Annotated in this window: 19 protein-coding genes and 1 pseudogene; 13 read left to right on the top strand and 7 right to left on the bottom strand. The window is 73.8% G+C overall.

Features of this window, described 5'->3' with window-relative positions; genetic code table 11:
• Positions 1–23: 23 nt before the first annotated feature.
• Positions 24–1,424 (bottom strand): nucleobase:cation symporter-2 family protein, encoded by a 1,401-nt coding sequence (locus tag FFT21_RS06765; protein ID WP_137812898.1) that lies wholly within the window; start codon positions 1,422–1,424, stop codon positions 24–26.
• A gap of 282 nt (positions 1,425–1,706) precedes the next feature.
• Here FFT21_RS06765 and uraD point away from each other — a divergent pair, with 282 nt between their 5' ends.
• From uraD to puuE, 10 genes and pseudogenes are all read left to right on the top strand, one after another.
• Entirely contained in the window at positions 1,707–2,177 is a 471-nt protein-coding gene (gene uraD / locus FFT21_RS06760) for a 2-oxo-4-hydroxy-4-carboxy-5-ureidoimidazoline decarboxylase (protein ID WP_137812897.1), read from the top strand.
• Complete coding sequence (gene uraH / locus FFT21_RS06755; protein WP_137812896.1) at positions 2,174–2,482, top strand: hydroxyisourate hydrolase; 309 nt, start codon at positions 2,174–2,176, stop codon at positions 2,480–2,482. The genes uraD and uraH overlap by 4 nt, the downstream gene beginning before the upstream one ends.
• 10 nt (positions 2,483–2,492) lie before the next feature.
• A complete protein-coding gene (gene pucL / locus FFT21_RS06750; protein ID WP_137812895.1) occupies positions 2,493–3,365 on the top strand; it encodes a factor-independent urate hydroxylase in 873 nt (290 codons plus the stop codon).
• A 155-nt stretch (positions 3,366–3,520) separates the two neighbouring features.
• Positions 3,521–4,387: an FAD binding domain-containing protein gene (locus FFT21_RS06745; RefSeq protein ID WP_137812986.1), complete on the top strand. Its 867-nt coding sequence runs from the start codon at positions 3,521–3,523 to the stop codon at positions 4,385–4,387.
• A pseudogene (locus FFT21_RS06740) lies at positions 4,378–4,833 on the top strand ((2Fe-2S)-binding protein); the annotation flags it as partial. The gene FFT21_RS06745 and the pseudogene FFT21_RS06740, both read left to right, overlap by 10 nt.
• Positions 4,834–4,922: 89 nt before the next feature.
• On the top strand, positions 4,923–6,281 hold the full coding sequence (locus FFT21_RS06735) for an 8-oxoguanine deaminase (protein ID WP_137812893.1): 1,359 nt from the start codon (positions 4,923–4,925) through the stop codon (positions 6,279–6,281).
• Positions 6,278–8,605, top strand: coding sequence for a xanthine dehydrogenase subunit D (pucD, locus tag FFT21_RS06730; RefSeq protein ID WP_137812892.1), 2,328 nt, complete (start codon positions 6,278–6,280; stop codon positions 8,603–8,605). The genes FFT21_RS06735 and pucD overlap by 4 nt, the downstream gene beginning before the upstream one ends.
• Positions 8,596–9,012, top strand: a complete 417-nt coding sequence (locus FFT21_RS06725) for an allophanate hydrolase-related protein (RefSeq protein ID WP_137812891.1) — start codon at positions 8,596–8,598, stop codon at positions 9,010–9,012. The genes pucD and FFT21_RS06725 overlap by 10 nt, the downstream gene beginning before the upstream one ends.
• On the top strand, positions 9,009–10,271 hold the full coding sequence (locus FFT21_RS06720; RefSeq protein ID WP_192909413.1) for a Zn-dependent hydrolase: 1,263 nt from the start codon (positions 9,009–9,011) through the stop codon (positions 10,269–10,271). Before FFT21_RS06725 ends, FFT21_RS06720 begins: the two co-directional genes overlap by 4 nt.
• A 3-nt stretch (positions 10,272–10,274) precedes the next feature.
• Positions 10,275–11,183, top strand: coding sequence for an allantoinase PuuE (gene puuE, locus FFT21_RS06715; RefSeq protein WP_137812889.1), 909 nt, complete (start codon positions 10,275–10,277; stop codon positions 11,181–11,183).
• Positions 11,184–11,217: 34 nt separating this feature from the next.
• Here the strand turns inward: puuE and FFT21_RS06710 are convergent, their stop codons facing one another.
• The 5 genes from FFT21_RS06710 to FFT21_RS06695 form a co-directional block, all read right to left on the bottom strand.
• Positions 11,218–12,207 (bottom strand): malate dehydrogenase, encoded by a 990-nt coding sequence (locus FFT21_RS06710; RefSeq protein ID WP_137812888.1) that lies wholly within the window; start codon positions 12,205–12,207, stop codon positions 11,218–11,220.
• Positions 12,208–12,250: 43 nt separating this feature from the next.
• Positions 12,251–12,409, bottom strand: coding sequence for a hypothetical protein (locus FFT21_RS28770; RefSeq protein WP_153816538.1), 159 nt, complete (start codon positions 12,407–12,409; stop codon positions 12,251–12,253).
• A gap of 20 nt (positions 12,410–12,429) precedes the next feature.
• Positions 12,430–12,696, bottom strand: coding sequence for a GlsB/YeaQ/YmgE family stress response membrane protein (locus tag FFT21_RS06705; RefSeq protein ID WP_137812887.1), 267 nt, complete (start codon positions 12,694–12,696; stop codon positions 12,430–12,432).
• Between the two features lie 149 nt (positions 12,697–12,845).
• Complete coding sequence (locus tag FFT21_RS06700) at positions 12,846–15,188, bottom strand: ATP-binding protein (protein WP_137812886.1); 2,343 nt, start codon at positions 15,186–15,188, stop codon at positions 12,846–12,848.
• 30 nt (positions 15,189–15,218) lie between these two features.
• The gene (locus FFT21_RS06695) at positions 15,219–17,318 is read right to left on the bottom strand and encodes an ATP-binding protein (RefSeq protein WP_137812885.1); all 2,100 of its coding nucleotides are present in this window, start codon (positions 17,316–17,318) and stop codon (positions 15,219–15,221) included.
• A gap of 235 nt (positions 17,319–17,553) precedes the next feature.
• Between FFT21_RS06695 and FFT21_RS06690 the strand changes: the two genes are divergently transcribed.
• From FFT21_RS06690 to FFT21_RS06680, 3 genes are all read left to right on the top strand, one after another.
• A complete protein-coding gene (locus FFT21_RS06690; protein WP_307722901.1) occupies positions 17,554–19,119 on the top strand; it encodes an ArnT family glycosyltransferase in 1,566 nt (521 codons plus the stop codon).
• 165 nt (positions 19,120–19,284) lie between these two features.
• Entirely contained in the window at positions 19,285–20,679 is a 1,395-nt protein-coding gene (locus FFT21_RS06685; protein ID WP_137812884.1) for a wax ester/triacylglycerol synthase family O-acyltransferase, read from the top strand.
• Between the two features lie 365 nt (positions 20,680–21,044).
• Positions 21,045–21,377, top strand: coding sequence for a histone-like nucleoid-structuring protein Lsr2 (locus tag FFT21_RS06680; RefSeq protein WP_137812883.1), 333 nt, complete (start codon positions 21,045–21,047; stop codon positions 21,375–21,377).
• 253 nt (positions 21,378–21,630) lie between these two features.
• Here the strand turns inward: FFT21_RS06680 and FFT21_RS06675 are convergent, their stop codons facing one another.
• Positions 21,631–22,734 (bottom strand): cobalt-precorrin-5B (C(1))-methyltransferase, encoded by a 1,104-nt coding sequence (locus FFT21_RS06675; RefSeq protein ID WP_137812882.1) that lies wholly within the window; start codon positions 22,732–22,734, stop codon positions 21,631–21,633.
• Between the last annotated feature and the right edge of the window lie 46 nt (positions 22,735–22,780).

Genomic DNA, 22,780 nt, shown 5'->3' with positions numbered 1-22,780 from the left:
GCCTCCCGACTACCCGTGCGAACCTACAAGGCGGGCTCCTCGGTCGGCATCTCGGCGGCGGCCGGCTCGCCCGCACGGACCAACCGTTTGGCCCCGGTGTGGTTGAACAGCAGGTTCAGCGTGAACGCCAGTACTACGGTAATCGTGATCGGGCTTCCGCAGATGGTCTGCAGCCAGTCCGGAAAGTTCCGGAAGAAGATCGAGTCGCCGTAGCGGTCCAGCGACACCGCCGGCAACATGCCGACGCCCAGCGACACCGCCACGATGAACAGGTTGTGCGTGCCGGAGAAGTCCACCTTCTTCAACGTCTGGATACCCACCGCCGTGACCATCGCGAACATCACCACCGCCGCGCCGCCGATCACCGGCTCCGGGACGGCCGCGACGAACGCGCCCACCTTCGGCACCAGACCCATCAGCACCAGCACCACCCCGGTCACCGCGACCACCCAGCGGCTGCGCACCCCGGTCATCTGCACCAAGCCGACGTTCTCCGCGTAGGCGGTGTCCGGGAAGGAGTTCATCAGCCCGCCCAGCACTCCGGACAGCCCGTCAGTGGCCAGGCCCCTGGCGATGTCCCGCTCGGAGAGGCGCCGCCCGGTCATCTCGCCGACGGCGAGCATGTCCGCGGTCGACTCGGTGTAGGTCACCAGCATCACGATGCACATCGAGACGATCGCGGCCGCGTTGAACGTGGGCGCCCCGAAGTGGAACGGCGCGGCGACACCGAACCAGCCCGCCTGCCGCACGCCGGCGAACTGGAACAGGCCCATCGGAATCGACACCACCGCGCCGACCGCGAGCGCCAGCAGCGGGGCGATCTGCCCGAAGAAGCCGCGCAGGCACCGGGTGAACACCACGATCAGCAGGATCACCAGGAAGGCGAGCCCGATGTGCGACGCCGTGCCGTAGTCCGGTGCCCCGGTGTCGTGCCCGGCGATCATCGCCGCACCCGGACCCAGCAGCGACAGCCCGATGATGGTGATCACCGAGCCGGACACCAGTGGCGGGAAGTACCGGACCATGCTGGCGAACGGCCGGGCGATGGCGAGACCGAAGACGCCGGACGCCAGCATCGCGCCGTACACCGCGGGCAGCCCGTACTTCGACGCGATGGTGATCATCGGGTTGACCACGGTGAAGGTGGCCCCGGCGACCACCGGCAGCCGCACGCCGAACAGCCGGGACACGCCCACGCCCTGCACGAACGTGGCGATCCCCGCGACCAGCAGGTCAGCGTCAACCAGCAGCGCGATGGTGGCCTGGTCCAGCTTGAGCGCCTTGCCGACGATGAACGGCACGGCCACCGCGCCCGCGTACATGATCAGCACATGCTGCAGGCCGAGCACCGCGAGCCGGGGCAGCGGGAGCACCTCGTCCACGGGGTGAAGGTGGTTCGCGCGGGGTGGCGATGAACCGGACATTGCTGCTCCACCTTTCGATTTCGGGCCGCGGGAGGACGCCCGGGTGGGACGAACCGCATTTCGGGGCGGGCCGCCCGAAATACTTGCCGGTGGAGTGTGAGTAGCCGGAACTTCATTGTCAACAGGCCATCCACCAGCGGTAACGCGGTTTTTCAACGTTTGTATCTTCCTACAATGGTCGGCCGGCGGTCAGGGCCGGTTTTCGTAGTTTCCGCCGCTGTACCCGGCCGAGGGCGCGGGTGCCTAATGGCGGGACAGGCAGGCAGGCGAGCGAGGCGGGAGATGAACCTGGAAGCGGAGCGGCTGCGGGCGTGCTGCGCGTCGCCGCGCTGGGTGGACGCGATGCTGGCCGGCGCGCCGTACCCGAGCGCGGCCGCGGTGCTGGACGCCGCCGGCCGCGCTCTCGCCGCACTGGACTGGGCGGAGGTGGAGCGCGCGCTGGCCGAGCATCCGCGCATCGGGGAGCGCGCGGCCGGGGACGGCGCAGCGGCACGCTGGTCGCGTGCCGAGCAGTCGGCGGCCGCCACCGGGGACCCCCGGCTGGCCGCCGAACTCGCCGAGGCCAACCTCGCCTACGAGCGGCGGTTCGGGCACGTGTTCCTCATCTGCGCCGACGGGCTGCCGGTCGAGGCGGTGCTGGCCGCGCTGCGCGACCGGCTGGGCAACGACCCGGCCGCCGAGCGGGAGGCGGTCCGCGCCGAGCTGGCGAAGATCGTCCGGCTGCGGCTGGGCCGGCTGGTGGGCGCGCCATGAGCCTGTCCACGCACGTTCTGGACACCGCGCGCGGCCGGCCCGCCGCCGGCATCGCCGTGCGGCTGGAGCAGGGCACCGGCGACGGGTGGCGGGAGGTCGCCCGCGGCGAGACCGACGCGGACGGCCGGATCGGCGGCTGGTGTCCCGGCGCCGGCGTGCACCGGCTGGTGTTCGACGTCGCGGACCTGCACGAGGGCTTCTTTCCGGAGGTCACCGTGGTGTTCCGGATCGCCGACGCCGAGCAGCACCACCACGTGCCGCTGCTGATCAGCCCGTTCGGCTACACCACCTACCGCGGCAGCTAGAGGGGGCCCGATGGCCATCGTGTTGGGCGACAACCAGTACGGCAAGGCGGAGACCCGTCTGGTCCGGGTGGACCGCTCCGGCGAGGAGCACCGGATCATCGACCTCAACGTCACCACCACGCTCGCCGGCGACCTCGCGCGTACCCACCTCACCGGCGACAACACCGACGTGCTGCCCACCGACTCGCAGAAGAACACCGTGTTCGCGTTCGCCCACGACGGCGTCGGCGAGATCGAGGCGTTCGCCGTGCGGCTGGCCCGGCACTTCGTGACCACCGTGCCGGCCGTGCACCGGGCCAGGGTGCACATCGAGCGGTACACCTGGCAGCGCATGAGCGTGGGCGACGAACCGGCGCCGCACTCGTTCGTCCGCGGCAGCGGCACCCGCACCGCCACGGTCACCTGCGACGGCGAGCACACCACCGTGGTATCCGGGATCACCGACCTGGTGGTGCTGAACAGCACCGGATCGGAGTTCTGGGGCTACCACAAGGACCGGTACACCACGCTGCCGGAGACCAAGGACCGCATCCTGGCCACCGCGGTCGACGCGCGGTGGCGGCACACCGGCGCGGGCACCGCCGACTGGGCCGAATCGCACGCCGAGGTGGTCCGGCACCTGCTGGACGCGTTCGCCACCACGCACAGCCTCTCCCTGCAGCAGACCCTGTACGCGATGGGGGAGCGGGTGCTGCGGCATCGGCCGGAGGTGGCCGAGATCCGGCTCAGCCTGCCCAACCGGCACCACTTCCTGGTCGACCTCACCCCGTTCGACCTGGACAACCCCGGCGAGGTGTTCCACGCCGCGGACCGCCCGTACGGGCTGATCGAGGGCACCGTGCTGCGTGAGGACGCCCCGCCGGCCGGGCTGGCCTGGTGGTGACGGCCATGAGCACCGCCGACGTATTGCGCGCCGACGTACTTCTTCCCGCGGAGGCGGCATGAACACCGCCGACGTACTTCTTCCCGCGGAGGCGGCATGAACACCGCCGACGTACTTCTTCCCGCGGAGGCGGCATGAACACCGCGGTGTCCACGATGGAGTTCCTGCGCCCGGCCACCCTCGCCGAGGCGCTGGAGACCAAGGCGGCGCATCCGGAGGCGGTGCCGCTGGCCGGCGGCACCGACCTGATGGTCGAGCTGAACTTCGACCGCCGCCGCCCGCCCGCGCTGCTCGACCTCACGCGGATCACCGAGCTGGCCGAATGGTCCGAAGTGGACGGGCATATCCGGATCGGCGCCACGGTGCCGTACGCGCGGATCATTACCGAGCTGGGTAGCCGGCTGCCCGGGCTGGCCATGGCCGCCCGCACGGTGGGCTCACCCCAGATCCGCAACCGCGGCACACTGGGCGGCAACCTCGGCTCCGCGTCGCCGGCTGGGGACGGCCACCCGCCGCTGCTGGCCGGCCACGCCACCGTGGAACTGGCCTCGGTGCGCGGCAGCCGGCGGGTACCGGTCGACGCGTTCTTCCTCGGCCCCAAGCGCAGCGTCGTCGAGCCGGACGAACTGGTCGTCGCGGTGCGCGTGCCCCCGGCCACCGGGCCGCAGCAGTTCGCCAAGGTCGGCCCGCGCAACGCGATGGTCATCGCGGTGTGCGCGTTCGCGCTGGCACTGCACCCCGAGAACGGCACGGTGGGTACCGGGATCGGGTCGGCCGGCCCGACCCCGCTGCGCGCCCGGGACGCCGAGGAGTTCCTTGCCGCCGAACTGGACTGGGCCGGCGGCCGGCCGCTGCCCGAGGGCGTGGCCGAACGGTTCGGCGAGCTGGTGGCCGCCGCCGCGCGGCCGATCGACGACGTGCGCGGCACCGCCGCCTACCGCGGCCACGCGCTGGCCGTGCTGGCCCGGCGGACGCTGACCTGGGCGTGGCGCGACCACACCGGGAGGGGATCATGCGGGTGAACGTCGAGGTCAACGGCGAGCAGCGGACCGAGGACAACGTCTGGGAGGGCGAGAGCCTGCTCTCCCTGCTGCGTGACCGGCTCGGCCTGCCCGGCGCGAAGAACGCCTGCGAGCAGGGGGAGTGCGGGTCCTGCACGGTGTACCTGGACGGCGTGCCGGTGTGCGCCTGCCTGGTCGCCGCCGGGCAGGCCGAGGGACGCTCGGTGCGCACCGTGGAGGGCCTGGCGGACGGCGACGCGCTGCACCCGGTGCAGCAGGCGTTCGTCGAGGCCGGCGCCGTGCAGTGCGGGTTCTGCACGCCCGGCCTGCTGGTCGCCACGCACGACCTGCTGAGCCGGGTATCCCATCCCTCGGACGGCGAGATCCGCGAGGCGCTGGCCGGCAACCTGTGCCGGTGCACCGGTTACGAGCACATCCTCGACGCCGTCCGGCTGGCCGCGACCAGGGGCGGAGGCAGGCGTGATCAAGAATGGCGGAGCCCCGATCGTGCCGGCCGACCGGGTGCGGGTGCCCCGCGGGACACGGGAGACCCAGAATGCGAACGGTGATCACGGGCGGCGCGGTGTTCACCGCGGACGCCGAGGGGACCGAGTACCGGACCGGTCACGTGGTGCTGGACGGCGGCGTGATCGAGGCGGTGGGCGCCGGGCCAGCACCGGACGACCCGCCCGGGCAGCGGGTGGACGCCACCGGCTGCCTGGTCACCCCCGGGCTGGTGAACACCCACCACCACCTCTACCAGTGGGCCACCCGCGGCCTGGCGCAGGACGCCGACCTGTTCGGCTGGTTGACCGCGCTGTACCCGGTGTGGGCCGGGCTGGACGAGGACATCGCGCACGCCGCGGCCGCGGCCGGCCTGGCCCGCCTGGCGCTCACCGGCTGCACCACCGCGGCAGACCACCACTACGTGTTCCCGCGCGCCGGCGGCGACCCGTTCGCCGCGGTGGTCGCCGCCGGCCGGGAGATCGGGCTGCGGCTGCACGCGGTGCGCGGGTCGATGGACCGCGGCGAGTCCCGCGGCGGCCTGCCGCCGGACGACATCGTCGAGGGCACCGACGCCGCGCTCGCCGGCACCGAGCGGGCGATCGACCGCTTCCACGAGACCGGGCCGGACGCCCACGTCCAGGTGGCGGTCGGGCCGTGCTCGCCGTTCTCCGCCACCCGGGAGCTGATGGCCCGCACCGCCGAGCTGGCCCGCGCCCGCGGCGTTCGGCTGCACACCCACCTCGCGGAAACCCTGGACGAGGAGAAGCAGTGCCTCGCCGAGTTCGGCCGCACCCCGGTGCAGTACGCCGCCGACCTGGGATGGCTCGGCCCGGACGTGTGGCTGGCGCACGCCGTGCACGTCGGTGACGCGGTGCGCCGGCTCGGCGACACCGGCACCGGCGTGGCGCACTGCCCGTCGTCCAACGCCCGGCTCGGCTCCGGCATCGCCCCGGTGCGCGCGCTGCTCGAGGCCGGTGTCCCGGTCGGCCTCGGCGCCGACGGCGCGGCGTCCAATGAGGACGGTGGTATGGGTGTGGAGCTGCGCGCCGCGACCTACCTGGCCCGGCTTGCCGGGGGAGCGTCCGCGCTGACCGCCCGGGACGCGCTGCGGCTGGCCACCGCCGGCGGCGCCGCCTGCCTGGGCCGGGCCGACCACCTCGGCACCCTGGAACCCGGCAAGCGGGCCGACGTCGCGGTGTGGCGGCTGTCCGGCATGGACCACGCCGGCATCGACGATCCGGTGGCCGCCCTGGTGTTCGGCGCGCTGCCGCCGCTGGACGTGCTGCTGGTGGGCGGCACTCCGGTGGTCGAGCGCGGCGAGCTGCGCACCGCCGACGTGGACCGGGTCGCCGCCGGGCTGCGCTCCGCCAGCCGCCGGATCATCGAGCGGGTGGGAGTACCAACATGAGCACGGCGACGAGGGAGACCGTGGCGGGCCGGGTCGGCGACTCCGCGGTGCGCCCGGACGCCGCGCTCAAGGTGCGCGGCGAGTTCGCGTACTCCTCGGACCTGTTCGCCGACGACATGCTGTGGGGCGCCACGCTGCGCAGCCCGCACCCGCACGCCCGCATCCGGTCCATCGACGTCACGGCCGCGCTGACCCTTCCCGGCGTGTACGCCGCGCTCACCCACGCCGACGTGCCGGGGGAGAACCGGTACGGCCTGGACCACCGCGACCAGCCGGTGCTCGCCGAGGACGTGGTCCGCTACCAGGGCGAGCCGGTGGCGGTGGTGGCCGCCGACCACCCGGAGACCGCCCGCCGCGCCTTGGACCGCATCGCGGTCGACTACCAGGTCCTGGACCCCGTGGTGGATGCCGAGCTGGCCATGGCCGAGGGCGCGCCGGTGCTGCACCCGGAGTGCCCGGGCGGGAACGTGCTGCGCCATGTGCGCATCCGCCGCGGCGACCCCGAGGCCACCGCCGAGGTGGTGGTCACCGGGGAGTACCGGGTCGGCATGCAGGACCAGGCGTTCCTCGGCCCCGAGTCGGGGTTGGCCGTGCCCGCCGAGGACGGCGGCGTGGACCTGCACGTGGCCACCCAGTGGCTGCACGTGGACCAGTCCCAGGTGGCGCACGCGCTCGGGCTGCCCCCGGAGAAGGTGCGACTCACCCTGGCCGGGGTGGGCGGCGCGTTCGGCGCCCGTGAGGACCTGTCCATGCAGGTGCACGCGTGCCTGCTGGCGCTGCGCACGCGGCGGCCGGTGAAGATGGTGTACGGCCGGGAGGAGTCGTTCTTCGGGCACGTGCACCGGCACCCCGCGCTGCTGCGCTACGAGCACGGCGCGGACCGCCACGGCCGGCTGGTCTCCGTCCGCGCGGAGATCGTGCTGGACGGCGGCGCGTACGCGTCCAGCACGCCGGCCGTGGTGGCCAACGCCGCCACCCTGGGCATCGGCCCGTACCAGGTGCCCAACGTGCGGATGGACTGCTGGGGCGTCTACACCAACAACCCGCCGTGCGGCGCGATGCGCGGGTTCGGCGCGGTGCAGGCGTGCTTCGCCTATGAGTCCCAGATGGACAAGCTCGCGGAGAGACTCGGCATGGACCCGGTGGAACTGCGCATCCGCAATGCCATGCGGGAGGGCTCCACCATGCCCACCGGGCAGGTGGTCGACTCCGCCGCCCCGGTCGCCGAGCTGCTCCGCCGGGTCCGGGACAAGCCGCTGCCGCCGCCGGCGGACCCGACCGACCCGCGCGATCTGCCCGGCGGCGTTGCCAACACCACCCGCGGCGACGGCGTGGTCCGCGGCGTCGGCTACGGGGTGGGCATCAAGAACGTGGCCTTCTCCGAGGGGTTCGACGACTACTCCACCGCCCGGGTCCGGCTGGAGGTCCTCGGCGGCGAGCCGGTCGTCTCGGTGCACACCGCCGCGGTCGAGGTGGGCCAGGGCCTGGTCACCGTGCAGCAGCAGATCGCCCGCACCGAACTCGGCATCGCCAGGGTCACCGTGCTTCCCGCGGACACCGGCGTGGGCAGCGCCGGGTCCAGTTCGGCGTCCCGGCAGAGCTACGTCACCGGCGGCGCGGTGAAGGCCGCCTGCGAGCGGGTGCGGGACACGCTGTGCGCGCTGGCCGCGACACGGCTCGGCCGGGAGGTCGGCCTGGTGGACGGCAAGCTGGTCACCGCGGACGGCGCGGTGGCCGCCAGCATCGCCGACGTGCTCGGCGATGAGGTGATCGAGCGCACCGTCGAGTGGCGGCACCGCCCCACCTTCCCGTTGGACCCGCTGACCGGCCAGGGCAACGCGCACACCCAGTACGCGTTCGCCGCGCACCGCGCCGTGGTGGACGTGGACGTGGAACTGGGCCTGGTCAAGGTGGTCGAGCTGGCCTGCGCCCAGGACGTCGGCCGGGCGATCAACCCGCAGGCGGTGCTCGGGCAGATCCACGGCGGGTCCGCGCAGGGCCTCGGGCTGGCGGTGATGGAGGAGATCCAGGTGGTGGACGGCACGGTGCGCAACCCGTCGTTCACCGACTACCTCATTCCGACCATTGTGGACATGCCGCCAATGGTGGTGGACGTGCTGGAGCTGGCCGATCCGCACGCGCCGTACGGGCTGCGCGGCGTCGGCGAGCCGCCGACGATCTCGTCCACCCCGGCCATCGTGGCCGCGATCCGCGCCGCCACCGGCCGGGCGCTCACCCGCGTCCCGGTCCGCCCCGACGACATCGCGTTAGCGGGCAGCGCCAGCCGTCCCGTCCCGTCCCGCCCGGAGGTCCCATGCGACTGATGTTCCTCAACGGCACCGCCATGTCCGGCCAGCCGGACCACGCCACGATCGCGTCCGCCACCCCGCTCGGCCCGGCCCGCACCGCGCCCCACTACCGGTTCTTCGCGGTCCGCGACGCCTTCCCCGGGCTGCTGCCGGTGCGGACCGGCGGCGGATCGATCGAGGGGGAGCTGTACGAGATGACCGACGAGCTGCTGCTGCACGGCCTGCTCCCGGAGGAACCGCCGGAGCTGGAGCTGGGCACCATCGAGCTGGCCGACGGGCGGACGGTCAACGCCATGCGGCTGCGGCCGGACCGCCTCGACCCGGCCGACAAGGTCGTGGACATCACCGACCTCGGTGGTTGGCGTACATACCAGGCGTTCCTCGCGGCCAACGCGCGCGTCGGCGAGGTGCTGGGCCGGTGACCGCGCGACCCACACTGTCCGGAGTGGACGGCCGGCGGCTGCTGGACCGGCTGGACGAGTTGGCGGCGGTCGGCGCCACCCCGGGCGGCGGGGTGACACGGCTGGCGTACTCGCCGGAGGACGTGCGGGCCCGCGAGCTGGTCGCCGGCTGGCTCGCCGACGCCGGGCTCGCGGTCACCGTCGACCCGGCCGGCAACCTCGTCGGCCGGCTGCCCGGCACCGGGCCGGCCGCCGGCACCCTGGCCACCGGCAGCCACCTGGACAGTGTGGTGGACGCCGGCCGGCTGGACGGCGTGTACGGGGTGGTCGCCGCGGTGGCCGTGGCCGAAGCGCTGCGCCGCGACGGCGTGCGGCTCCGGCACGACCTCGCGGTGATCGCGTTCAGCAACGAGGAGGGCGCCCGGGGCACGCCGGGCATGGTCGGCTCGCAGGCCATCGCCGGCCGGCTCACCTCGGACGACCTGGCCCGCCCGGACGACGAGGGGGTGCCGCTGGCCGACCGGCTGGCCGCCGCCGGTGGCGACCCGGGCCGGATCGAGGCCGCCGCGTGGCCGCCGGGGGAGGTGGCCGGATTCCTCGAACTGCACGTCGAGCAGGGCCCGGTGCTGCGCGCCGAAGGGGCCCGGATCGGCGTGGTCACCGGGATCACCGGTCGCGCCAACGCCGACATCCTGGTGCGCGGCCTGGCCAACCACGCCGGCACCACCCCGATGGTCGCCCGCCAGGACGCCGCGGTCGCCGCCGCCGACCTGGTGCTCGCCGTGCGCCGGCTGGCCACCGACGGCCACGTCCGGGTGGCCACCACCGGGCTCGTCCAGGTCTCCCCGGGGGTGCGCAACGTCGTCCCCGGCGAGGCGCTGCTCGGCGTCGACCTCCGCGACCTGGACGACGAGCGGATCACGCACGCGCTCGACCTGCTGGACACGGCGGCCGCCGAGATCGGCGCCACGCGGCACGTCAGCGTCGAGGTGCGCCGCGGACCTTCGGTGCCGGCGGTGCGCACCGACCCGCGGCTGGCCGGCTGCGTCGCCGGCGCCGCCGACCGGCTCGGCCTGACCAGGATCGAACTGCCCAGCGGCGCCGGGCACGACGCCCAGGTGATGGCCGGGCTCGGCCCGATCGGCATGATCTTCGTGCCGAGCGTCGATGGGATCAGCCACTCCCCGCGGGAACGCACCGACCCGGACGACCTCGTCGCCGGAGCGGACGTGCTGCTGCACGCCCTGCTCGCCGCGGACGGCGAACTCGACCCGGAGTAGCGGATGGACCCGTCCTACCCGCGCGACCTCGCCGGCTACGGCCGCCGGCCACCGCACCCGCACTGGCCGGGGAACGCCAGGGTCGCCGTGCAGTTCGTGCTCAACTACGAGGAGGGCGCGGAGAACTGCGTGCTGGACGGCGACCCGCACGCCGAGACATTCCTCTCCGACATCGCCGGCGCGCAGCCGTATCCGATGCGGCACATGAGCATGGAATCGCTGTACGAGTACGGCTCGCGGGCCGGCGTGTGGCGGGTGCTGCGGCTGTTCGAGGAACGGAACCTGCCGCTCACCGTGTTCGGCGTGGCGCTGGCGCTGCGCCGCAACCCGGAGGCGGTGGCCGCGTTCACCGAACTCGGCCACGAGATCGCCGGCCACGGGCTGCGCTGGATCAGCTACCAGCTCCTCGACGAGGACACCGAACGCCGGCACCTGGCCGAAGCGGTGGAGATCATCCGGGAGCTGACCGGGGCGGCGCCGCTGGGCTGGTACACCGGCCGGGACAGCCCGAACACCCGCCGGCTGGTGGTCGAGCACGGCGGCTTCCTCTACGACGCCGACTCCTACGCCGACGACCTGCCCTACTGGGTGCGCGTGGCCGGCCGGCCGCACCTGGTGGTGCCCTACACGCTGGATGCCAACGACATGCGGTTCGCCACCGCGCCCGGCTTCTCCTCGGGCGAGCAGTTCTTCAGCTATCTCAGGGATGCCTTCGACGTGCTCTACGCGGAGGGCGCGATGTCACCGAAGATGATGTCCGTGGGGCTGCACTGCCGGCTGGTCGGCCGCCCGGGTCGGGCTGCCGCACTGGCCCGGTTCCTGGACCACGTGCTCGCCCACGACCAGGTGTGGGTGGCCCGGCGGGTGGACATCGCCCGGCACTGGGCCCGGCACCACCCGCCGGGCGGGTGACACGCACCCGGCGGTGCCGCGGACAGGCAGGCTGTCAGATCAAGCCGAGCTTGCGGACCGCCTCGCGCTCCTCGACCAGCTCGGCGACGGAGGCGTCGATCCGTTCCCGGGAGAACTGGTTGATCTCCAGGCCCTGCACGATCTCCCAGCGGCCGTCCTGGGACACCACCGGGAACGAGGAGATCAGACCCTCGGGAACGCCGTAGGAGCCGTCGGAGGGCAGCGCGACCGAGGTCCAGTCGCCGGCCGGGGTTCCGTTCACCCAGTCGTGCACGTGGTCGATCGCGGCGTTGGCCGCCGAGGCCGCCGAGGACGCGCCGCGCGCCTCGATGATCGCCGCGCCGCGCTTGGCCACGGTCGGGATGAACTGGTCCCGCACCCACGCCTCGTCGTCCACCGCGGCGGCCGCGTTCGTGCCGTCCACCTCGGCGTGGAAGATGTCCGGGTACTGGGTGGCCGAGTGGTTGCCCCAGATGGTCATCTTCTTCACCGAGCTGACCGGGGCCTTCAGCTTGTTCGCGAGCTGCGAGATGGCCCGGTTGTGGTCCAGCCGGGTCATCGCGGTGAACCGCTCGGCCGGCACGTCCGGTGCGTGCGACTGGGCGATCAGCGCGTTGGTGTTGGCCGGGTTGCCGACCACCAGCACCCGCACGTCGTCGGCCGCGCCGGCGTTGATGGCCTCGCCCTGCGGCCCGAAGATGCCGCCGTTGGCCTCGAGCAGGTCGCCGCGCTCCATGCCCTTGGTCCGCGGCCGGGCGCCCACCAGCAGCGCGACGTTGACGCCGTCGAACGCCAGCCGCGGGTCGTCGGTGATGTCGATGCCCGCCAGCAGCGGGAACGCGCAGTCGTCGAGCTCCATCGCGGTGCCCTCGGCCGCCCGGACCGCCTGCGGGATCTCCAGCAGGGACAGCCGCACCGGCTTGTCCGGGCCGAGGAGTTGGCCCGAGGCGATGCGGAACAGCAGTGCGTAACCGATCTGGCCGGCCGCACCGGTGACCGTGACCTTGACGGGAGCTTGGGCCATCTCGTTCTCCTGTGAACTCGCGATGAAGGGGACAAGGTGGATGCTAGCCGCCGGTGCCGGCGCGTTCCGGTGCCGTGCCGGGCCGCCGGGCGACCGCACGGCGCGGGCCGCGCCGCAGGTCGGAGGGTGTGCCGAGGGCGAACCCGGCGCCGGGGGCCCGGGCGGCGACCGCCCGGGCCCCCGGCGCCGTGAGCGTGGTCACCTGGGGATGCCCGTGGCCGGTCAGTCCCGGCTGCGCCGTCCCACCACCAACCGGTACACCAGCAGGATCACCAGGGACCCGATGATGGCCAGCACCCAGGTGCGCAGGTCGAAGAACTTGCCCAGCCGGACGTGGAACAGCGTCTTGCCGATCCAGCCGCCGACGAACGCGCCAGCGATGCCGAGCAGCATGGTGATGATGCACCCACCGGGATCCCGGCCCGGCATGAGTGCCTTCGCGATAGCGCCCGCGATGAGGCCGAGCAGGATCCAGCTCAGGATGCCCACGGGCACCCTCCTTTCCTTCCGCGTGTCGCGTGCTCGTGGCGCCCGGCCCCGAACCGGGACGGCGCACCGCGATCATCGCGCACCCCTTCACCCGATCGGCCGACACCCTGCCAGAGCGGCGCCGCCGCGGACAGCCCGCGGGGACCGGATCACCTCGGCTCGCCGTCGGGCAGGTGCTCCACCGCCCATGCGGCGATCTGCGCGCGGGAACCGAAGCCCAGCTTGCTGAGAATGTGCTCGACGTGGGCCTCGGCGGTGCGCTGGGAGACCACCAGCGTCTTGGCGATCTCGCGGTTGCTCAGGCCCCGGGCGATCAGCGCCGCGGTCTGCCGCTCGCGCGGGGTGAGCGGCGAGGACACCCCGGCGGCGTGCTCCGGGGCCGCCGCGCGGCTGCCGCCGGTCCGCTGCGCGGCGTAGGCCACGGCCTGTTCCAGGGACGCCCGCGCGCCCCGCTCGGCGGCCGCCTGGTACCCGGCGTCGCCCAGCGCCTCGCGGGTACGGCACTCGCACTCGTCGTGGTAGCCGGTGAGGTGGCCGTAACCGGACAGCGGCGAGCCCACCGACCGCCACACCGTGCGCAGGCTGCCGAGCAGCCGGCCGGCCCGCTCGAACTCGCCCTCGCTGGCCGCGATCCAGGCCAGCACCTCCAGGTTCAGCGCGATCCCCAGCAGGTCGTTCAGCGACTGGTTGTAGCCGAGACTCTCCCGCTCCAGGGCCGCGGCGCGGTGCGTGTCGCCCTGCCGCCACACCTCGATGCCCAGCGCGATCAGGGCGTAGGACTTGTGCCAGATGTCGCCGCTGCCGTCGCAGACGGCCAGGCACTGCTCGGCCAGCGCGATCGACCCCTGGGCGTCGCCGAGGTAGGACAGCGCCATGGACTTGCGGATCAGGGTGAGCGCCTCGCCGTGCCGGTTGCCGATGGCCCGGTGCCGCCGCAGCGCCTCGTCGTAGAGCCCGACCGCGGTGTCCGCGTCGCCGCCGTACATGGCGACGAACCCGGAGAACAGGGCGGCGTAGCCGAGCGCCGACTCGTCGCCCAGTTCCTCGCCGAGGATGCGGGCCTCCGCCAGCATCGACTTGGCCGCGGGCAGGTCGCCCTGGATGATCGCCAGCCAGCTGTTGGTCCACAGCGCGGCCGCGCGCTCCCGGCTGGGCTCGGTGGCGAGCGCGAGCATCGCGTCCAGCCAGCTCCGGCCCTCGCCGTGGTAGTAGCTGGTGATCCAGTGGTAGAGCAGGTCGGTGGCCAGCCCCAGGCCGGTCTCCGGGGAACCGATCCGGCAGAACGCCAGCGCGGCGCGCAGGTCGGGGTGCTCGTGCTCCAGCCGGGCGAACCAGCGGACCTGGTCCGGGGCGAACCGGTGCTCGTTGGCGCGGGCGGCCAGCCGCCGGTAGTAGTCCCGGTGCCGGCAGTGCAGGGTGTCCCACTCGCCGTACTCGACCAGCCGCTCCCGGCCGTACTGCCGGATCGTCTCCAGCATCCGGTACCGCACCGTGCGCTGGTGGTTCTCCTTCACCAGCACCGACTTGTCGATCAGGGCCGATATCAGCTCGACCACGTCCTCGCGGTCGATACCGTCCGCCGAGCACACCTCCTCGGCGGCGGTCAGGTCGAGGGTGCCGGCGAACAGCGATGCGCGTGCCCAGAACAGCCGCTCCGCGGGCGAGCACATCTCGAAGCTCCAGTCGATCAGCGCACGGAGCGTCTCGTGGCGCGGCGTCGCCGCCTTGCGGGCCCCGGTGAGCAGCCGGAACCGGTCACCCAGCCGGGCGGCCAGCTCCTGCGGGGAGAGCACCCGCAACCGCACCGCGGCCAGTTCGATGGCCAGCGGGATGCCGTCGAGGTCGCGGCAGATCTTCACCACCGCGTCGCTGTTCTGCTCGGTGAGCCGGAACTCGGACAGCGCGGCCGCGGCGCGCTCGCTGAACAGGGTCACCGCCTCGAACTGGCTGAGCGCGGGGATCGGCGGCGCCGGCTGGGCAGCGTCCGGCAGCGACATCGGCGGCACCTGCAGGATCTGCTCGGCCCGGATGCTCAACGCCTGCCGGCTGGTGACCACGATGCGCACCCGCGGGGCGGCCGCGAGGATACGGTCCACCAGCACCGCGCAGGGCTCCAGCAGGTGCTCGCAGTTGTCCAGTACCAGCAACTGCTGCCGGTCGCGCAGGTGGTCGATCAGCACGCTCAGCGCGGAACGCGGGGAGTGGTCCCGGATCCGCAGCACCTCGGCGACGCACCGGGGCAGCAGCGTGGCGTCGGAGAGCCGCGTGAGGTCGACGAACCACACCCCGTCCGGGAACGAGCGCCGCAACTCGGCGGCCACCCGCAGGGCGAGCCGCGTCTTGCCGACCCCACCGACCCCGGTCAGCGTCACCAACCGGGAGCGGGCCAGCAGCCGCTTCACCTCGGCCAGTTCCCGCCGGCGGCCGATGAAGGTGCTGGCGTCCGCCGGCAGGTTGCCCGGAGGTATCCGGGCTTTCGACCCTCGTGCCATGATCGCACCACCACGTTCTCGATCAGGCTGTCAGCCGGCCTGCAGCGCGTACGCGATCGCGTCGTCGGTGGCGAAGCCACCTCCCTCCCGGAACGCCGTGGTGAACTCGTGCTCGCCGAGCAGCCGGCGGGTGTCCTCGACGCAGTGCCGGTGTGAGTCGGCCAGCGCGCCGAGCACCGCAGGGGACGAGCCGACGGCCCGCCACCACGCGTGCCCCGCGCCGAGCAGCCGGGCGGCCCGGTCCGCCTGCCCGGCCCCGGCCGCCGCCCAGGCCAGCAACTCCAGGCAGAGCGTCATGCCCCACCGGTCGCGCAGCGGCCACTTCTGCCGCAGGCTGTCCCGGGCCAGCGCCGCGGCCCGCGCCCATTCGCCCTGCCGGCAGCGCAGCACGCCGAGCGCCCACAGCCCCTGCGACCGGGACCAGCCAGCGCCGCGGGCCTCGGAAAGGGCCACGCACTCCTCGCCACTGGCGGCCGCGCGGTCCACGTCGCCGCGGACCGATTCGGCGAGCACGCGCAGGTACAGCGTGAGCCACACACCGTGGCTGTCCCCGGCCGAGCGTAGCCGTGGCAGTGCCTCGCCGAGCAGGCTGCTCGCCCGATCCGGGCGCTGCTGGTTCAACTCGGCGATGGCCCGGTCCAGCTTGGCGTAGGCGACCATGGCCTCGTCGCGCAGCCGGGTGGCCAGCGTCTCGCACTCCCGCACCAGCGGCAGGGCGGTGTCCGTGTCGCCCTGCAGCAGACCGCACCACCCGTCCGCCCACAGCGCCCTGGCCCGCGTCGCGGTCGGCCGGCGGGTGACGGCGAGCGCCCGGCCCAGCCAGTGCCGGCCCTCCGCGAGGTGGCCGGTCGCGTACCAGTAGTCGGCCAGCGACGCGCCGATAGCCAGACCCGCTTCGGCCTCGCCGGGCACGGTCAGGCAGTACTCCAGGGCGCACCGCAGGTTCGCGTGCTCGGCCCGCAGCCGGGCCAGCCAGCCCAGTTCGGCGTCCGTGGTCCAGGCCCGCGCCGAGGCGGCCGCCAGGTCCCGGTACCAGTCGCGGTGCCGGCGGCGGAGAGTCGGCTCCTCGCCGGCCGCGGCCAGCCGCTGCCTGCCGTACTCGCGGACCGTGGCCAGCAACCGGTACCGCACCGAGCCGGCGATCTCCTCCCTGGCCAGCACGGACTTGTCGACCAGCCCGAGCACCGCGTCGTCGACGTCCTCCCTGGTGATGCCCTCGCCCGCGCACACCGCCTCGGCGGCGGCGAGGTCCACGCCGCCGGAGAACACCGACAGCCGGGCCCACACCGCCCGCTCCACCGGGGAGCACAGGTCGAAGCTCCAGTCCATGGTGGCCCGCAGCGTCCGCTGCCGGGACGCGCCGGCCGGCCCGTCGATCGCCAGCAGGCCGAAGTAGTCGCCCAGCCGGGCCACGAGCTGCTCCAGCGACAGCGTGCGCAACCGCGCGGCGGCGAGTTCGATGGCCAGCGGGACGCCGTCCAGTTGCCGGCACAGCCGGATCACCAGTTCCCGGTTCTCCGCGCCGACGCGGAAGTCCGCCCGGATGTCCGCGGCCCGCTGCGCGAACAGGCTCACCGCGTCGTACCGGGTGAGCAGGTCCGCGGGCACCGGGTGGTCCGGCTCGGGCACGGACAGCGCGGGCACCACGTACAGCCGCTCGCCGGGCACGCCGAGCGGCTGCCGGCTGGTGGCCAGCACCCGCACCCCGGGCGCGGCGGCGAGCAGCCGCTCCACCAGCACCGCGCACGGCCCCCGCATCTGCTCGCAGTTGTCCAGCACCAGCAGCAACTGCCGGTCGCGGAGATGGTCCAGCAGCGCGGTCACCGGCTCCGCGGCGCGCTGGCACAACCCCATGGCGTCCGCCACGGCCTGCGCGAGCAGTTCGCCGCTGCCGACGCCGGACACGTCCACCGTCCACACGCCGTCCGGCGGCGGGTGCCGCAGCGTGCCCGCGACCCGCAGCGCCAACCGGCTCTTGCCCACGCCACCGACGCCGGTCAAGGTCAGCAGGCGGGAATGCGACAGGTAACCTCGGGCCCTCGGCGCCTCGCGCCAACGGCCGACGAAGCTGGTGGCATCGACAGGCAAGTTCCCGACCTGCCGGGCCGGCGCCCTGGTGGCAACGGCCATGACGAGACTCACGCTAGGCCCGGTTCCGGGGGCGGTCAACGCGCTCCCGCCCCGGACGGCCGGCGCGCCGGCCCCCTAACCTCGGGGATGACCTTCCGTGCCGTTGCCCCGCTGACCCGTCGGCCACCACCTGATCGGGTGACGTCCGAACGTGGGACTGAAGTCCGCGTCCCGCGGGGCCGAAGCATGGGCCGCGAACGGAACAACCCGGCGAGCCGACCAGGGAGAGGATTCCGTGCAACCACCAGCGCTCGGAGTCGCCGGCCGAACGCTGTCGGTGGACACCCCGCGGGCCAGTGCGCCCCACGATGTCGGCTCGGTCGCGGCCGAGCGGCACGCGGTGCCGCCGCTGGCCCGCGGCCCGGTGTTCGCGCTGGCCGGGGCGGTGGCGATGGTGCTCTTCGCGGCCAGCTTCCGGTACGGCTACTTCGGCGACGAGCTGTACTTCCTCGCCGCCGGATACCACCTGAGCTGGGGATACGCCGACAACCCCGCGCTGGTGCCGCTGCTCGCCCGGGCGATGGACATGCTGTTCCCCGGATCGGTGGTGGGCCTGCGGCTGCCCGCGACCCTGTTCACCGCGCTGGGCGTGGTGCTCGCCGCGCTGATCGCCAGGGAGATGGGCGGCGCGCGGCGCGCTCAGGTGATCGCCGCCGCGGCCTACGCCGTCGCGCCCAACATGGTCGGCACCGGGCACATCCTGGCCACCTCCACGGTGGACCCGTTCTGCTGGACACTGGTCACCTGGCTGGTGGTCCGGTGGGTGCGGCTGCGCCAGGATCGGCTGCTGCTGTGGGCCGGGCTGGCCACCGCCGCCGGGCTGCAGACCAAGTACCTGATCTTCGTGTTCTGGGTGGTGCTGGCCGGCGCCGCGCTCCTGGTCGGCCCCCGGGAACTGCTCCGGCGGCGCATGCTCTGGCTGGGCGGCGCCCTCGCCCTGCTGGTCACCCTGCCCAGCGTGCTCTGGCAGGCCACCCACGGCTGGCCGCAGCTCGAGGTGAACCACGCGGTCGCCGTGGAGCAGCGGTACGCGGGCGGCCGCGCGTGGTTCGTGCCGCTGGCGCTGGCCCTGGCCGGGCTGCCGGTGGGCGCCGTGCTGGTCTGCTACGGGCTGTGGCGGCTGCTGCGCTCGGCCGAGCTGCGGCCGTACCGGTTCCTCGGGCTCACCGCGCTCGGCGTGACCGCGGTGTTCGTCCTGGCCGGCGGCCGAATGTACTACGTGGCCGGCATGTACGCGGTGCTGTGGGCGGCCGCCGCGGTGGACATGCAACGGCACCGCCCGGCGGTGTGGTGGCGGTGGCTGCCCACCCTGCCGGTGTTCCTGCTGTCCGCGACGCTCACCGCGTACGCCGAGCTGCCCGTGCTGCCGCCGTCCCAGGTGGACAGCGGCGACTTCATCTCGGCGGGCAGCATCGGCTGGCCCGAGCTGGCCGACGCGGTGGCCGCGTCCTACCGGACGCTGCCCGAGAACACCCGGCGCGACACGGTGATCGTCACCGACACCTACTGGCAGGCCGCCGCGCTGGACCGGTACGGCCCGGAGCGCGGCCTGCCCCGCGCATACGGCCGCAACCGCGGCTACTGGTACTTCGGCCGGCCGCCGGAGCAGGCCAGGACCGCGCTGTTCGTCGCCGCCAGCCCGGACGACATGCGCGCGCACTTCGTCGACGTGCGCCCGCTGGCCGCACCGGACAACCCGCACGGCTTCCCCGGCCTGAACCGGGGGCTCACCGTGTGGCTGTGCACCGGCCAGCGGGAGCCGTGGTCGGTGCTCTGGCCCGAGCTGCGGCGCATCTGGTGACACCCGATGGAAGCACCCGGCGTGAGCACCTCCACCAGCGGCGTTGTGCTCGTAACACGGCGGCTACCCGCCGGCCATCCGGCGCTGCTGGGGTGGAGGGCGGCGGGGCGCCGCACTGCTGAGATACCGGGTCCGCTCGGACCCGGGGGGAGTTGAGGACTGCCAATGACCACCGAGCAGCTGGGCGCGCTGGACGTGGCGTTCCTGTGCCTGGAGGACACCATCCCGATGCACATGGGCGCGGTGGTGACCTTCCGCTCGTCCCAGCCGGTGCATCCCGCCCGGCTGACCCAGCTTCTCGGCGAGCGGGCGGAGCGGATGCCCCGGCTGCGCCGGCACATCCGAACATCGTGGACCCGGCCGGGCGCCGCGTTCTGGTCGGACGACCCCGACTTCCGGATCGACGACCACGTGCGCGCCCACCACCTGCACCGCGGCGACGGCGAGCAGCAGCTCACCGACCTGGTCGCCGAGCTGATGGCGGAACCGCTGGACCTCACCGCCCCGCCCTGGCAGCTGCACGTGATCACCGGCCTGGGCGGCGGCCGGTTCGCCGTGCTGGTCAAGCTGCACCACGCGCTGTGCGACGGAGCCGGCGCCATCGGCCTGGGCATGGGCCTGCTGGACGGGTTCGACCCGCCGGTGCCGCCGGTGGACGCGCCGGAGCCGCCGGAGTCCTCACCCCTGCTCACCGCGCTGCGCTCGGCGCGCGAGGTGTTCGGCCTGCCCAATCGGGTGCTCGGTACCGTGCTGGACGCCGCCGCCGGGCTGCCCGGAGCGGTCCGGCAGGCCGGTGACGCGCTCGGCATCGCCTCCTCGGTGCTGCGCAGCGCGCGCAGCGCCCCGGCCATGCCGCTGGCCGCGGTGTCCGGCCCGGGGCGGCAGGTGGAGCTGCTCCGCATCGACCTCGCCGACGTGCAGCGGATCCGCCGCAGCCACGGCGGCACGGTCAACGACGTGCTGCTCGCGGTGATGGCCGGTGCGCTGCGGCACTGGCTGATCGGGCGCGGCCACTTCGTGGACGACCTCACCCTGCGCGCGCTCATCCCGGTGAGCACCCGGCTGCGCGGCGGCGACGGCTCGGCCGGCAACCAGCTCTCCGGCTACCTGTGCGACCTGCCGGTCGGAGAACCCGACCCGGTGGCCCGGCTGCGCGCCATCCGCGCGGAGATGGACCGGAACAAGGCCACCGGCACCCGCCGCGGCCCCGGCGCGATCCCGGTGCTCGCCGACGCGCTCCCGGCCGCGCTGCACCGCCTGGTCACCCCGCTGGTCGGGCGGTGCGCGCCGCTGTTCTTCGACACGATGATCACCAACGTCCCGCTGCCGGCCATTCCGCTGCACCTGGACGGCGCCGAGCTGCAGGAGCTGTACCCGCTGGCGCCGCTGGCCCCGGACCACGCGCTGGGCATCGCGCTGTCCCGCTACCGGGACGCCGTCCACGTCGGCCTGCACGCCTGCCGCGCGGCCCTGCCGGACCTCGAGCGGCTCGGCGAGGCCGTCACCCGGGCGCTCACCGACCTGCAGGAACTGCCCGAGGACCAGGCCGCGGCGCGCTGAGCCGCGCACCGCCACCCGGGCTCCGGATTCATCCGCCGGCCGCGTCGACCGGCGGTGCCGGCCGCGCGGATCGGCGGAGTATCGGGCGCGCGCCGCGGTTGCCGGAAAGGGCGGAGATCATGCCGCCATCCCGGGATCGGAACGCCTTTCCGCAGGCGGTTGTGACGGCAGATCGTCGATACATATCACCGGCCACGAGAACGTCATCGGCACGGCCGGACCCGGCGTGTGGGCTCGTGTTGTGGGATCGGCGGAACGTTGCCGTACGGGGAGGTGATCGCGGGCGCGGTGCAGCGGAGTTGACACGCGGCCCGCGAAACGCGCACGATCTCTATGTCATTCCATTAGCGCAGTTGGAGGCAGCTATGGCGCAGAAGGTGGAGGTTACTCTCGTCGATGACCTCGACGGGAGTGACGCGAGTAGGACGGTGCGGTTCGCCTTCGAGGGCCGCGAGTACGAGATCGACCTCAACGACAAGCATGCCGAGAAGTTGACGAAGGTGCTGGCGCCGTACGTGGAGAACGCCCGGCGCGTCGGTGGCCGCAAGGTTCGCGGCGGTCAGCGGCCGAAGTCCGGCCGCGAGCAGAACCAGGCCATTCGGCAGTGGGCGCGCAGCCAGGGCATTGAGATCTCCGACCGGGGCCGTATCCCGGTGGATGTGCAGCTCCGTTACGAGCAGGCGCACAGTAAGAAGTAAGAAGCCTCGGGCGGCGTTAACCCGGGCACGCCGTAGCCAATGCCTCTGGACGGCCCAATAGCCCGCGGCAGAGGTGGCACCGTCACGTCCGCCACCGGTCGTCGGGACGCCGGTCACCGAATCGGTTCCGTTCGGTTGTTCGGAATTTGGTCGTCCTTTGCCGGCCGCCGAGCCCAGTCGGCAAACCGCTTTTTGACGGCAGCGCCGGCGGCGGCCGAGGTCTCCGCATCCGCGCCCGGTCGCGGCGAGCGGACTAGGCCGGTCCGGCGCGGCCGACGATGGTGCCGGCCCGGTCGATCACCAGCACGTCCACCGCGACCGGCGCCTCGCGCAGCACCCCCGCGGCGGTCCGCCTGGCCCGCTCGGCCACCAGATCGCCCAGCGGCAGGCCGGCGTCGGCGCACAGCCGCAGCGCCGCCAGCGCGGTGTTCGCCGCGCCGACCTCCTCGGCCAGCGACCCGCCCGCCCCTGCCTGGCGGGCCAGCTCCGCCAGCAGGGCAGGGTTCACCTGCGAGCGCCCGGAGTGCAGGTCGAGATGCCCCTCGGCGAGCTTGGCCAGCTTGCCCACCCCACCGGCGATGGTCAGCCGGGGCACCGGGTGCCGGCGCAGGTACTTCAGCACCGCGCCGGCGAAGTCGCCCATGTCCAGCAGGGCATCCTCGGGCAGCCCGTACAGCTCGGCGGCGACCCGCTCCGACGTGCTGCCGGTGCAGCCGGCCACGTGCCGGTAGCCGGCGGCGCGGGCCACGTCGACGCCCCGGCGGATGCTGTCGATCCACGCCGAGCACGAGTACGGCACCACCACGCCGGTGGTGCCCAGGATGGACAGTCCACCGAGGATGCCCAGCCGCGGGTTCCAGGTGCGCCGGGCGAGTTCCGCGCCGCCGTCCACGGCGATCTCCACCACCACGTCCCCGCTGCCGCCGTGCCGGGTGGCCACCTCGGCGACCACCTCCCGGATCATCCGGCGCGGCACCGGGTTGATCGCCGGCTCGCCGACCGGCAGCGGTAACCCCGGCTTGGTGACCGTGCCCACGCCCGGACCGGCGCGGAACACCACGCCGCCGCCCGCCGCCCCGATCCGCACGGTCGCGCTGACCAGGGCGCCGTGCGTGACGTCCGGGTCGTCGCCGGCGTCCTTGACCACCCCGGCGCACGCCGCCGCGTCCCGCAGCTCCTCGCGGGCGAGCGCGAACGCCGGCCGCTGGCCCTTGGGCAGCGCGATCTCCACCGGGTCGGGGAACTCGCCGGTGAGCAGCGCGGTGTAGGCGGCCTTGGTGGCGGCGGTCGCGCAGGCGCCGGTGGTCCACCCGTACCGCAGACCGCCGGGGGGTTCGTTGCCGCCGCGCCGTGCCACCCCGTCAGCATGCAGGGCGACCCCGGCGAGCCGGACGGGAGGTGGT

Source organism: Gandjariella thermophila, assembly GCF_005405885.1.
In the GTDB taxonomy this organism is placed as follows: Bacteria; Actinomycetota; Actinomycetes; order Mycobacteriales; family Pseudonocardiaceae; genus Gandjariella; species Gandjariella thermophila.
The sequence above is the reverse complement of the archived record's forward strand: the minus strand, read 5'-3'. Positions and strand labels throughout refer to the sequence as shown.

What these genes read in the sequence shown, in the direction of transcription:
- FFT21_RS06745 (WP_137812986.1), top strand. Translation starts at nt 3,521, where the DNA reads ATGGAGTTCCTGCGCCCGGCCACCCTCGCCGAGGCGCTGGAGACCAAG.
- puuE (WP_137812889.1), top strand. Translation starts at nt 10,275, where the DNA reads ATGGACCCGTCCTACCCGCGCGACCTCGCCGGCTACGGCCGCCGGCCA.
- pucL (WP_137812895.1), top strand. Translation starts at nt 2,493, where the DNA reads ATGGCCATCGTGTTGGGCGACAACCAGTACGGCAAGGCGGAGACCCGT.
- FFT21_RS06710 (WP_137812888.1), bottom strand. Translation starts at nt 12,207, where the DNA reads ATGGCCCAAGCTCCCGTCAAGGTCACGGTCACCGGTGCGGCCGGCCAG.
- FFT21_RS06695 (WP_137812885.1), bottom strand. Translation starts at nt 17,318, where the DNA reads ATGGCCGTTGCCACCAGGGCGCCGGCCCGGCAGGTCGGGAACTTGCCT.
- uraD (WP_137812897.1), top strand. Translation starts at nt 1,707, where the DNA reads ATGAACCTGGAAGCGGAGCGGCTGCGGGCGTGCTGCGCGTCGCCGCGC.
- FFT21_RS06765 (WP_137812898.1), bottom strand. Translation starts at nt 1,424, where the DNA reads ATGTCCGGTTCATCGCCACCCCGCGCGAACCACCTTCACCCCGTGGAC.
- uraH (WP_137812896.1), top strand. Translation starts at nt 2,174, where the DNA reads ATGAGCCTGTCCACGCACGTTCTGGACACCGCGCGCGGCCGGCCCGCC.
- FFT21_RS06700 (WP_137812886.1), bottom strand. Translation starts at nt 15,188, where the DNA reads ATGGCACGAGGGTCGAAAGCCCGGATACCTCCGGGCAACCTGCCGGCG.
- FFT21_RS06680 (WP_137812883.1), top strand. Translation starts at nt 21,045, where the DNA reads ATGGCGCAGAAGGTGGAGGTTACTCTCGTCGATGACCTCGACGGGAGT.
- FFT21_RS06685 (WP_137812884.1), top strand. Translation starts at nt 19,285, where the DNA reads ATGACCACCGAGCAGCTGGGCGCGCTGGACGTGGCGTTCCTGTGCCTG.
- FFT21_RS06725 (WP_137812891.1), top strand. Translation starts at nt 8,596, where the DNA reads ATGCGACTGATGTTCCTCAACGGCACCGCCATGTCCGGCCAGCCGGAC.
- FFT21_RS06735 (WP_137812893.1), top strand. Translation starts at nt 4,923, where the DNA reads ATGCGAACGGTGATCACGGGCGGCGCGGTGTTCACCGCGGACGCCGAG.
- pucD (WP_137812892.1), top strand. Translation starts at nt 6,278, where the DNA reads ATGAGCACGGCGACGAGGGAGACCGTGGCGGGCCGGGTCGGCGACTCC.